Origin of the sequence: Methylophaga sp. UBA4204 (assembly GCF_002379485.1) — a bacterium.
Taxonomy (GTDB): Bacteria; Pseudomonadota; Gammaproteobacteria; order Nitrosococcales; family Methylophagaceae; genus Methylophaga.
On record NZ_DFTU01000030.1, the window covers coordinates 1 to 11,394 of the forward strand.

Below are 11,394 nucleotides of genomic sequence, written 5' to 3' on the forward strand. Positions count from 1 at the left end.
TACTGGCCCCCACATAGCTGATATAAAGATGCCGATTCGCTGAGAGAATTGCTTCCAGAAATAGATAACGATCATCATCCCGACGTGAGCGGTCACCCCGCCGATAATCGCTGGAAAGCAAGTCAAATCCGGGTTTGGGCTGGCGACGCGGATAGCTGTTGTCATTCATGCCTATCAGGCAGACCACATCAAAGGGAATGCTACGCATCGGCACCATATCGCAGAAAGTCAGGCCGCGGCCCATAAACTGATGCTCGGCACTGGGCAGTTCAATATGCAGGTCCAGCCAGTCGCGCAACAGCTCAATCGATATTTTTTGTTCAAAACCAACTAGCACTGCCGCTTCGGTCAGCGAATCTATCGCTTTCAAAATCGCATCCAGTTGCAGTTGCTCGTTTTCTTCTCGCACCGAAAACAATTTACGCAGCCAGTCCATAAGCAATATTTGCCAGTCAGACGGCGTTCTCGGCCGCTTTAATTCATTACGTAATTGGCTGAGTTGATCAATAAACGCATGGAGTTGCGCCATTAATTGGGCACGATCACCGGATATACCACCGACTGGTAACTGCGCATTAAATAACTGCCATTGATCGCGTTCCGCCGGTGGTAAGGCATATCCCAGCAATAATCTGTCCAATCCAGCTCGCCAGGTATTGGCATCCAACGCAGGTAAACCCAATGCCTGCTTGTCCTTGCCATCCAGTCCCCAGCGGATCTGGGTTTGGCGTAACCAGCCACGAATGGTATCCAGATCTGTATGGTCCAGTCTGAACTGACGCTGGATGGCCGTACATTCCAAAAGCCGCATAATGGTCTCAGCATCAAACCGGGATTGGGGCAGCCCGAGTAAATCGGTAAATGTCTCAATAATGGTCTGCTGTTGTGCATCCCCCCTATTAGCGATACTGAAGGGAATGAACCGTTCAGCAGGCTGGCTACTGAAAACGGCTTCTATCGCCGGAGCATACACTTCGATATCCGGTGTCATCACCACCACATCGGTGGGCGATAAATCGGGGTGTTTTTCAAACAAGTTTAATAATTGATCATGTAATACTTCGGCTTCACGCATGGCGCTGTGGCAACTATGGATCTGGACGGAATCGTCATCACTGGCCACGGCCACCAGCTCATCTGCATTATCCAGCTGATAGATATCCTGCTTAAGCTGGCTCAGGATGTCAGTAGCCTGGGGTTGCAGGTACAGCATCTCCGCTTCATGAGGAATCGCCTGTAGCTGCTCAAAAAATGTCTGGCCAAGTTTGCCCAGACTGGCCAGTAAAGGATGGCCGTTATCGGTGAAGTCATCTTCATCATCAAACAAAAGTCGTTGTTTAGCCTGTGACTTCTGATTCAGCAGATCACCCCAATAACCTTCACTGGGAGACAGAAAGTAAATTGAAACCTCGGTGAGTTGAGCAATTTCTGCCAGCAAATCCAGATAGATGGGTGGCATCGCTGTCAGCCCGAAAATGGCAATACGCGTTGGTAATATTGAAGTTGGAAACTGTCTGCTTTTAAGCGCCTGTTGCATCTTCTGCAGTAAACGCGCCCGGTGCATCGGCTCAGGATCATCCCTGGTTAACAACTGCCATAAAGCACCTTGCCAGTTAGTTGTTTTACCCGCTTCCCAATTGGCAATCCAGTCAGGACGATACATCAGATACTGGTCAAAACTGTCAGCAATGCGTTGTGACAAATCCAGCATTTTTCGAGCATCATCTGCTTCGCCAAGATAACGACTGATCGCCTCAAATTCCGGCTGGTTTTTGATCGTTGGCAGCAATTCGAAGATTTTCAGGCTCATCGCATCGGTTGAATACGGCGATTCGCGGGGAATATCCGGCCAGACCTGGCGAAATAACTTCCACAACCAGGCAGATGGAAACGGAAATTCAATATGTGCAGCAATCGATTGGTTTGAGGCCAGGAATAAATTAAGCCAGCGCGCCAGCTCATTACTCTGCACCATCACAGTTTCAGCCTGCAGAGGTGGCAAAGGATTCTGTTGCTGGGTTTCCGCCAGATGTGCAGCCAGCTGCGACATCGAATTGCTGTAGATCACTTTCAGCATATTAGTTTTTTCCTGACCAAGCTGGTATGTCCATCATCATTTTTAATGCTCGAATATTCATTACACTGCATCCTTTCGGGTCCAGTTTAATCAGGATGGTAATTTGCTCAATTGGCGATTATGCATACCTGAAAGGAATACCAGCGCCACGATGGCACCAATGAGAGCCATTGCCATATCTGACTGGGTGTCCCATATATAGCCTTGTGTCCCTAAAAATGCTTCGGCTGCTTCATTGCTTAGTAAAGCAACCCACCACTCAATAAGTTCATAAAAAGCGCTGAAAGCCAGACAAATCGATAAAATAAACACTACCAGCCAAACTTCGCCATTGACGACATGTTTTCGCTTTAATATTTCTCTTGCCAGTAATGCCGGCACAAAGCCCTGAAAGAAGTGGCCAACCTTGTCATAATTATTTCGCTCAAAGCCCAGCAAATTATCAAATAAGGGGACTTCGGCGTAGGTATAGTGGCCACCAACCATCAACACGATGCAATGTAGCAATATGAGCAGGTATAGCAACGGCGTTAATCGAAATTGCTGATACGTGAATAACAAAACGGCACCACCGATTAGCGCTGGCAATACCTCAAGAAACCACGTTAACTGGTCTTTTGGCTCAATACCTGACCAAACCAGTGTGCTCACAAACACTACTATCCAAAGTATTTTAATAGGTCAGTCCTCTCACCATATCGTTATCCGTTTAATATCAACCAACTCAACGGCATTATGCTTGCTCAGTCATTCACTAACCAGCCTTTTGCCACTGCCCGTTCGATATTGTCGGTTATCCACTGATGAATCTCCGGAAACAACTCTTCAATGAAAGCATGTGCTCCTGCGACCTGCGACTTTCTCACACTGTGCTCTTTCCACGGTCTGCCATCATTATTGATATTCAATAAAAATGGCAGTAATCGGTCAACAACCTTAAGTAACATCGCCTCCCTGCTGTCACCCAACTCCTGCTCTTCCCATAAATCGCTAAGATCGTTAATACTGTTTCCCGGATGATCGCTTAACCGTTGCAGACAAGAGCGTTCAGCATGGTGAGCTGCACTACGATCCTTGGCATATAGAAACGTATCGCCCGCATCAATTTCACCCAAATCATGGACGAGCGCCAACTTTAATAATGTTTCCATATTGAGTTGAAGCTTGAAATGATTAGCGATGGACCAACAAGCCATCGCCAAATGCCATGAATGCTCCGCAGAGTTTTCACGTCGTTCCCCAACGCTGATATAACTCTGTCGCTGAACATGCTTCAGGGCATCCAATTCAAGGAAAAAATCGGTGATGGAATTGAGGTTTGCAGTGGTTTTATTCTCAGACAACATTATGTTTCCGGGCCGCTCTCACAAGAGCAATCATTGTTCATTAAAAGACTCATTCATCACTATCGCTGCAGTTAATTTTTGGGTAATGCATTGATTGACTGCAGTACCTGGCGAGTGATCGCTTCGCGTTTATGCAAGTCTTCAAGCCGGTTTGGGGTATCAATGTTCAACGCAAAAAATACTGGTCCATTCGACCATTCAACCCAGCCTACCCACCAGCCGATTTGTCCTTCCCATCCGCTTTTGGCCCGGAGTATCCACTCTTTTCCGGCTTTGACAATCATAATATCTTTGACTAAACGCTGATCCGCTTCGTCAAACGGCAACTCATTTAAATAGAGTTTTTTCAGAAACTGAACCTGCTCCTGAGCGGTAATTCGCAAATTACCATCTATCCAGTAGGTACTGGTGTCTCCTGATGGATCGGCATTGCCATAGTCAATTTTGTTCAAATATTGCCGTGCTCTCTCCTCACCGATTTGTTGACCAAACAGTTCGTATACCCACACGGCAGAATTACGCATGGAAGAACGCAAGTCCTGATCCTGATTATGTATTGCGAAACTACGTTCAACCCCATCCCATGGAAACACCTGAAACTCATCCTTTACCACGCCAGCATCCAGAGCAAACAACGCATGCGGTACCTTGAAGGTTGATGCAGGTGGCAGACGTTGCTTGGATCTCGGTTCATTAAATACCATCAATTTGGCGTTGTCTTTACGCTCATCCAGCACCACAATTGTGCCTTGCGCAGCATAGTTATCAAAAATTGTCTGCCAGTCAGGTCGCTCTTCACTATTCAATTGAGCAAATGCATTGCTACACCCTAGAAGAATAAAACCAAGCAAGCTAACCACAGGGATCTTCATAAACACTCCGTTGACGTTTCAATATAAAAAAGGCGCCAAAGCGCCTTGTATTAAAGTAATGTAATTTGATAATTAAGCGTTGCCATTTCGCCAGGGGGGGACAGATATACCTGAGAGGCAAACATGGCCATATCCTAGACAAGATTCTGATTGATGTCATCAGCTTTAACCTGCTTCATGACCCTTTTTATCTGGATAAATTGTTCTTAGCTAGAGCCTTTCTTATATCGAGATATCTTAATCTAATGGCCTTAATTCATTAGCCTGGCTAGATCTGCTTTTGTAACTGAATCAAGGCATAAATACTGATTGAAACTGTTTCCTGGAATTCGCTTTCTGTTGAATTTTTTTGCACATCTGATGAATTATTTTTTTAGACGTTAACGAAATTTTTTGTTGACCGAAATAAGCTTGAAAAAAAACCACGATATCTCTAGCCGTCCAAAGCCCATTTAGATGTCGGATAAAGGTTGTCAGATCATGAATGACCGCATTTTTTTTAAATAATCGATATTTTAACTTCTCAAGATCGATAAGTTTTACATCCCATTCATTGTCTTGATACCTAACCATAATATGTTTTGGATAGAGACAATTATGTTGGTAATGAAATCGGTGTAGATGATGAATCAATTCGGCAATACGAATAATTAGCGCTTTCCTCTCCCGTCCATTAAGCGTCTGAAAGTCAATTTCATCAAGGCTTGCGTATCCTTCTAAAGCTTTTGTAACCAAAATAGCTTTGGACGACCTGACACCAAAATATAAAACATCCAGCGTTGGGATTCTTTTGGCATGCAGTGATTGAATATTATGGTATTCGCGCAGAAAGGTTGGAATACCTTTAATTGGATGCTTCAGTGTTCTTGTCATGTGGTTTTCTTGGCGCTTGATAAAGACTTTTTCGGGTTTACCCAAGCTATCAACTACACATTTCACAACGCCACTCCAGCCTCCGCGACGAATATTGGGAGCTTCAAACCATGGTGCATTGTTACGCCAAAGCACATCGAAAGTATCGCTGCTATTGTTTGCAGCAGAGCCTAATAAACTGCTTTGATTGATGCTTTTCAGCATGACATATTCTCATCTTTTTCGAGAATATAAGTCCGCCACATCGCATATTTCGGCAGGAAATCCAGATGGTTTTTTATACGAAAACCAGCTTCCTGAAATTCTTTTTCAATAATATGCTGGGGAATGACAAAGCGGTTTTGATATGGTCGTTTAGTTCTGTTGGATTCGAGTTTTTTACGTTTCCAGGCTTTCACATTGCCATCCACCCACAACGAGACAATCACTGTTGATTTGGTGACGCGGTGAAATTCTTTTAACAGCTTAAGACGGTCTTCAGATTGACCAATATGATGTAACAAACGGATGCAGAAAATATTATCTACATAACCGTCACTAACTGGTAACGAAAAAGCAGACGCTTTAAATGTATGTATTTTCTTTGAGAGATGTTTTTCACGATATTGCAACCCAATATCAATCATCTTCTGACTATTGTCGCTGGCGTAGACTATTCTTTCAGGGTTTTCAGTCAGTACCTTCCAAAAGCGTCCAGTGCCACAAGGGACATCAAGCACACTCAGCGGATCACCCGCAATTTTTAAGGCTTTTCTGGCGATCTGTTGATCTCGCCAGTTTGACAATTTTCTTGCTAAACCATCTGCATGCTTATAAAAGTAGGCTTTGGCATGAAGTTCGTTATATTTTTCTGAAAATTCAAGTTGAGTGGTATCCAGGTTTGACATATATGACATGCTCACTCTGATAAGGAAAGGAAGTGGCATTGTCGGTCTTCATGCTTAAGGGAAACTTAAGTTTATTGGACGACTATCGGATCAAAATCATGAATACTATGAAAGTGTTTTCCATGCACCTTATTAAAAATAAGTTTATGTTTATAAAACAGTAAAAGTCTGCCGCATATATCTGCTTTTCAAACAGATGCATATAAACAATCAACATCGGAAGATCCTTAATGATAAAACATACTGAATCTCATAAAACGCAACATGTTGGTTGGCTTCGTGCCGCAGTAATGGGGGCAAATGATGGCATTGTTTCTACAGCAAGCCTTATTGTTGGTGTGGCGGCGGCAGGTGCTTCAACGGAGATCATCTTTATGACTGGCGTAGCAGGCCTGGTTGCCGGTGCCATGTCTATGGCCGCAGGAGAGTATGTCTCTGTTAGTTCTCAGGCTGATACCGAAAAAGCCGATATTGAGCGTGAACGCATGGAGTTAGCAACTGATCCACTTCATGAGCATGAAGAATTGACTGCAATTTACATTCAACGCGGTCTGGATAGGTCTTTAGCCCAACAAGTAGCAAAACAGCTGATGGATAAGGATGCTTTGGCTGCTCATGCCCGAGATGAACTGGGAATTTCTAAGGAATTTACCGCTCGTCCAGTACAAGCCGCATTATCATCTGCTGCCACCTTTACGGTTGGAGCTTTGTTGCCATTGGTAGTGGTGCTTTTAGTTTCAAATAATCAATTGACAGTAAGTGTTTCCATCTGCGCTCTAATAGCATTAGCGGTCCTAGGTGCAATATCAGCGTTGATTGGTGGAGCATCCGTTGCAAAAGCCGTATCACGTGTAGTGTTTTGGGGGGCGTTGGCAATGGGACTGACGGCTTTGGTTGGTCGTTTATTCGGAGTGTAAGCCCCTCTCTTATGGGGGTTTTTCTGCACTAGCTTGCCGATAATCTCCTTAAAAAGGATTAGGGGTTTTGCTTATCTTTTTGCTGGAAAATCACTTTAACTATTGTTCCGTGACCGAGCGTGCTATCTAATGTCATCGTCCAGTGCAGTCGATCACAAATTCTTCTAACAAGATTCAATCCCAGTCCTGTCCCACCAACCTTGGTACTGTAACTCCGTTCAAACACCTGATTTAGCTTGTCGGCTGGGATACCTTCACCCGTGTCGCTGATCGAAAATTCATTGTCGCTAATCTGAATCCGTATGATTCCTCCCTGAGTATGCTCAATAGCATTTCGCAGCAGATTGCTAACGGTTATCTGCACCAGATTAACGGGTAGAAATAATTGCGGCGTGCCAACGTAATCACGTTCTATCAGCAATGAATTTTCAGCGATCTGGTCGGCATAATCTTCCACACATTGCTCTACCAGGGCCGCGAGGTCGATGGAGCTGTCCTGATTGATCTGGCTGCTTTCTTCGCGCGATAAAAGAAGCGTCGCTTCGATGAAGGCAAGCATTTCTGTACAGGCTCGGTTTATACGTTCCAATGCTCGCTGCGACGCAGGGCTATGCGTATCGGCCGAGAGTACATCCAGTGCGCCCATCATCACGGTCAGCGGCGTGCGTAGCTCGTGACTTGCCGCTGCAGTAAAAGATCGCTCCCTTTCGACAAATTTCTCTAAACGTTCCTGATATTTGTCAAACGAGGAAGCAATCTGACCGATCTCCGTGCCGACATAATCATCAGCAATACGTAAACCGGTTTGTCCCGGCTCAATACCTATGAGTCGTCGCGACAGATTCTGCACCGGTGCTAATATTGCCCGTGTAGCACTCAAACCCATGACAATCGCCATGATCAATACCAGAAAGAGTCCATAGAGAAGCATACGTAATACAGCATGTTCCTGTGCTTCCCACTCGGTAATATCGTAGGTCAAATAAACAGGGCTCCCATTCCATTCGCCCACTTCAACCTGATAAACCGAATCCCCCATTGAGACCGTGTGATGAGAGCCTGGCTCCAACTCAGCGAACTCTGGGGCAATATTGGTGTTTTTATCACCAATAAGAAATTCCCAGCCGGTGAATAATGCATTTTCATGATAACTGCCATCATCCAGTTGCGCCGTTAGCACCCGCAACTGCTCAGCAACCATGTCACCGAAAACTCTTGCCTCCAGTTGTGATTTGATGAGCAACACCCCTCCTGCAAACAAAAAACTAGTGACGCTGACGATGAGTACAAGTGCAGTGAGTATTCGAAATTTAAGGGATGCTTTAGATTTCATGGAAGTGATGGCTCGGCAACCAGTCGGTAGCCCGCTCCATGAATAGTGTGAATCAGTTTGGTGTCGAACGGTTTATCAACCACATTGCGCAGGCTGTAGATGTGCATACGCAACACATCATTATCGGGCAGCATATCTCCCCAAATGTGCTGCTCCAGTTCTTCACGGGTGACAACACGATGAGTATTTCTCATCAATAGCTCCAGCACTTTGCGTTGCACTGGATTGAGTTCCAACAGCTGACCAGCTCTTGTCGCAGCAAGTGTCTGGGGATCGTAGTGTAAATCGCCCACTATCAATGTTCGTGGTGTGTGAGAGCTGCCACATTTTATCAGTGCCTGCAGCCGCACCTCGAGCTCCTTCACGGAAAAGGGTTTCACAAGATAATCATCGGCCCCCGCCTGAAATCCCTCTAATTTATCGTCAAGCTGATCACGCGCTGTCAGCATCAGCACCGGCACATCGTTGCTGCCTTCATTCCGCAGACGCCTGCATACCTCCATGCCATTAAGTCCTGGCAACATAATATCAAGGACAATCACGTCATAACGCTCGCTCAGCGCGAGCTTCAAACCATGTGGTCCAGTCGCAGCAAAATCGAGCACATGCCCCTTAGGTTCTAAATAGTCAGCAATGTTTGCTGCAATGTCGCGATTGTCTTCGATTACCAGCACTTTCACTGCCACCCCCTACACCAATCAATAACTTTGTCAGTGTCTATCGGCCCATGTCAAAAAAAAGTCAACTCAACGGGTTGACAATTTATTTACAACTTCTGACTTAGGCTGACGTAAAAGCTTTCACCCTATCCCAACTGACAAGGGAAACATGACAAAGTGAAAAAAACACACATACAACGCCTTAGAGCATTAAACATTTTAGTTGCGCTCATGACCACGCCAAATCTGCACGCTCAGGAACTCGATCATGCGCCACTTATCAAGGCTCAAGATTTAAATTTTACTACCCTGCTGGAACAGACGTTAGCCAACGCCCCTGAAGCTTTGGAAACCGAAGTACGTACAGAGCAGGCGCAGGCCATGGTAGATGTTGGTGAAAGCTGGATTGCTGGCCGGCCAAGCGCGCAACTGGACTATATCGATGATCAAATGCTCAGTAACCTCGGTGAACGCGAGCTCACTTATGGCATAGCTCTACCGCTGTGGCGATCGGGAGAGAGAAATGCCATGCAGGCCCGGGGACAACAATACAATGCCCAGGTAGCAGCGTGGCAAGAAGCTTTTACTTTGACTATGGCAGGAAAACTACGCCAGGTACTGGCAGACATGCAGGATGCAGATACTCTGTTGGCCACAGAAAAACAGGCTACAGCAGATGCTCGGCAACTATTGTCAATCGCTGAGTCCTTACATGCTTCAGGCGAAACCGCACGGCGTGATGTTTTACAGGCTCAAACATTGCTGCTGGCCCAGCAACGAAATGAACTGGCAGCAGAAGCTGCTCGTGTTGATGCTGAACGTAAATACCAGATGCTGACTGGTCTGAATAGGCGACCAGCAAAGCCGCATACCGAATCCCTCCTAACAGCTGAAGAAGTCAGCCCAGAACATCCTTGTTGCGGCTGTTAAGAAGCGATATTGATCTGGCAGCAGCCGAAATCGACAAGACAGAATTGGATGCACTAGGCAGCCCCACTCTCAGCATCGGGTCACGGCGTCAAAGAGCCGGTAACCAGAACGATTATCAAGATGCCTTGGCACTCTCAGTGACAATCCCCTTCGGCGGTCGCGCACATGTCAATGCTTCTACAAGTTCGGCACGTCGCAACAAGGTCGAAGCTGATGTGCGCTACCTCAATACTTACCGTGAATTGAACCTGCAACTTCACGAAGTTGCCCACGAGCTTTTCACATTGAATGAATCTCTGCCACTCAGCAAGGAGCAGGCCCAGCTGGCACGTCAGCAGTGGGAAATGGCAAAAACCGCTTTCGTTACCGGCGAGACCGATATAAGTCAGGTAGTCATCGCCTTACAGCAGTCGCGCCGGAGTGCCCGTGAGCTTGAAGTGATTACTCTGCGACACGCCCGCCTGATTACTGAATTTAACCAAATCGTTGGAGTCCTGCCATGAGCTTTTTTTTCCGCAAGAAATTCATTGTGGTTGTTTTGGCAATTTTTTCCGCATCTCTGAGTGCTCAGGAGATCGTGCCTATCAACAGTGAAGATGTAACCAGGATGGGGATTGTCTTTGCTCCAGCCATACCAGTGGACACGAGCTCCGGCGCACGATATGCCGCGACAGTCGTCAACTCACCGGACAGTGCAGCAAGCCTGACAACTCCTTGGGCCGGTACACTGGTTTCATGGAACCTCATACCCGGGCAGAGTGCAACTGCTGGCACTATTCTCGCCACCTTCAGTAGCCCTTCCATCTTGCCCCTGCAAAATACCTGGATAGATGCCGTCTCCGCTCTGAAAGGAGCTGACTTCGAACTGCGCAAAGACGAGTCTCTATACACAGATGGAATTATCTCGAAACAGCGTTTGACAAAAACCCGCCTGCTAAAGCAACAAGCCGCTTTCGCTGAACGTACTGCACGATCACATCTGGCACAAGGCGGTTTCGATAGCGCAAAACTTGAGGCGCTGCGCAAGCAGGGTTCGGGACTGGGAGAATTCTATTTGGTGGCGCAGGAAGATGGCGTCCTTTCACAGCGCATGTATAACGTCGGCAGCTATGTAGAGGCTGGACAAATCATTGCTATGCTGAATGCAGGCACTCGCCGTTGGGTCAGTACTCATATTCCTGCCAAAGCAGCAGAAGCATTGGAGATTGGCCATCAGCTGAGTATTGCCAATAGTGGCGAGACGCTGACGTTGCGCCAGAAGGATCTGGTCATCGACAGCAGTAATCAGACGATTAAATTGCTGGCGGAGTTTAACGCCAATACTTCTTTCACCACGGGGCAGGTCTTATCTATTGTGCTGCCACCGGTCGACAATGGTGTGCTCATTCCTGACCGTGCGGTCGTGCATACTGGCGGTGAAACCATAGTTTATGTACGAACGGCTGCAGGGATTGAAGCACGTACTCTGGAACTACAATCCATCGGCGCTAACTATCTGGC

General features: G+C 46.4%; 12 protein-coding genes. 4 read left to right on the forward strand and 8 right to left on the reverse strand.

Going from position 1 to position 11,394, the window contains the following annotated elements:
• From recC to B3182_RS03605, 6 genes are all read right to left on the reverse strand, one after another.
• Nucleotides 1-2,077: exodeoxyribonuclease V subunit gamma (recC, locus tag B3182_RS03580; RefSeq protein ID WP_292751582.1), on the reverse strand; the 2,077-nt coding region annotated here is incomplete at its 3' end.
• 90 nt (nt 2,078-2,167) lie between these two features.
• The gene (locus B3182_RS03585; protein ID WP_292353966.1) at nt 2,168-2,728 is read right to left on the reverse strand and encodes a DUF2238 domain-containing protein; all 561 of its coding nucleotides are present in this window, start codon (nt 2,726-2,728) and stop codon (nt 2,168-2,170) included.
• 92 nt (nt 2,729-2,820) lie between these two features.
• On the reverse strand, nt 2,821-3,423 hold the full coding sequence (locus tag B3182_RS03590) for an HD domain-containing protein (protein ID WP_292411556.1): 603 nt from the start codon (nt 3,421-3,423) through the stop codon (nt 2,821-2,823).
• Nucleotides 3,424-3,494: 71 nt separating this feature from the next.
• Nucleotides 3,495-4,295 carry a class D beta-lactamase gene (blaOXA, locus tag B3182_RS03595; RefSeq protein ID WP_292353962.1) on the reverse strand — a complete coding sequence of 267 codons (801 nt, stop codon included), beginning with the start codon at nt 4,293-4,295 and terminating at the stop codon, nt 3,495-3,497.
• Between the two features lie 291 nt (nt 4,296-4,586).
• Nucleotides 4,587-5,372: a lipopolysaccharide kinase InaA family protein gene (locus B3182_RS03600; RefSeq protein ID WP_292353960.1), complete on the reverse strand. Its 786-nt coding sequence runs from the start codon at nt 5,370-5,372 to the stop codon at nt 4,587-4,589.
• Complete coding sequence (locus B3182_RS03605; RefSeq protein WP_292411558.1) at nt 5,366-6,064, reverse strand: class I SAM-dependent methyltransferase; 699 nt, start codon at nt 6,062-6,064, stop codon at nt 5,366-5,368. The genes B3182_RS03600 and B3182_RS03605 overlap by 7 nt, the downstream gene beginning before the upstream one ends.
• A 221-nt stretch (nt 6,065-6,285) precedes the next feature.
• On the opposite strand from B3182_RS03605, the gene B3182_RS03610 reads away from it, so the two are divergent.
• Nucleotides 6,286-6,972 (forward strand): VIT1/CCC1 transporter family protein, encoded by a 687-nt coding sequence (locus B3182_RS03610; protein ID WP_292353956.1) that lies wholly within the window; start codon nt 6,286-6,288, stop codon nt 6,970-6,972.
• Between the two features lie 58 nt (nt 6,973-7,030).
• Here B3182_RS03610 and B3182_RS03615 read toward each other — a convergent pair whose 3' ends face one another.
• Complete coding sequence (locus B3182_RS03615; RefSeq protein WP_292751585.1) at nt 7,031-8,305, reverse strand: sensor histidine kinase; 1,275 nt, start codon at nt 8,303-8,305, stop codon at nt 7,031-7,033.
• Nucleotides 8,302-8,985, reverse strand: a complete 684-nt coding sequence (locus tag B3182_RS03620) for a response regulator transcription factor (protein ID WP_292353953.1) — start codon at nt 8,983-8,985, stop codon at nt 8,302-8,304. Before B3182_RS03620 ends, B3182_RS03615 begins: the two co-directional genes overlap by 4 nt.
• Before the next feature lie 156 nt (nt 8,986-9,141).
• On the opposite strand from B3182_RS03620, the gene B3182_RS03625 reads away from it, so the two are divergent.
• From B3182_RS03625 to B3182_RS03635, 3 genes are all read left to right on the forward strand, one after another.
• On the forward strand, nt 9,142-9,894 hold the full coding sequence (locus B3182_RS03625) for a TolC family protein (RefSeq protein WP_292751588.1): 753 nt from the start codon (nt 9,142-9,144) through the stop codon (nt 9,892-9,894).
• Nucleotides 9,879-10,397 carry a TolC family protein gene (locus tag B3182_RS03630; protein ID WP_292751591.1) on the forward strand — a complete coding sequence of 173 codons (519 nt, stop codon included), beginning with the start codon at nt 9,879-9,881 and terminating at the stop codon, nt 10,395-10,397. Before B3182_RS03625 ends, B3182_RS03630 begins: the two co-directional genes overlap by 16 nt.
• On the forward strand, nt 10,394-11,394 hold a 1,001-nt coding region (locus B3182_RS03635; RefSeq protein ID WP_292751594.1), incomplete at its 3' end, for an efflux RND transporter periplasmic adaptor subunit. The genes B3182_RS03630 and B3182_RS03635, both read left to right, overlap by 4 nt.

Excerpts from the sequence above, each read along its gene's own strand:
- B3182_RS03590 (WP_292411556.1), bottom strand. The coding sequence starts at position 3,423 with ATGTTGTCTGAGAATAAAACCACTGCAAACCTCAATTCCATCACCGAT.
- blaOXA (WP_292353962.1), bottom strand. The coding sequence starts at position 4,295 with ATGAAGATCCCTGTGGTTAGCTTGCTTGGTTTTATTCTTCTAGGGTGT.
- B3182_RS03600 (WP_292353960.1), bottom strand. The coding sequence starts at position 5,372 with ATGCTGAAAAGCATCAATCAAAGCAGTTTATTAGGCTCTGCTGCAAAC.
- B3182_RS03605 (WP_292411558.1), bottom strand. The coding sequence starts at position 6,064 with ATGTCATATATGTCAAACCTGGATACCACTCAACTTGAATTTTCAGAA.
- B3182_RS03610 (WP_292353956.1), top strand. The coding sequence starts at position 6,286 with ATGATAAAACATACTGAATCTCATAAAACGCAACATGTTGGTTGGCTT.
- B3182_RS03615 (WP_292751585.1), bottom strand. The coding sequence starts at position 8,305 with ATGAAATCTAAAGCATCCCTTAAATTTCGAATACTCACTGCACTTGTA.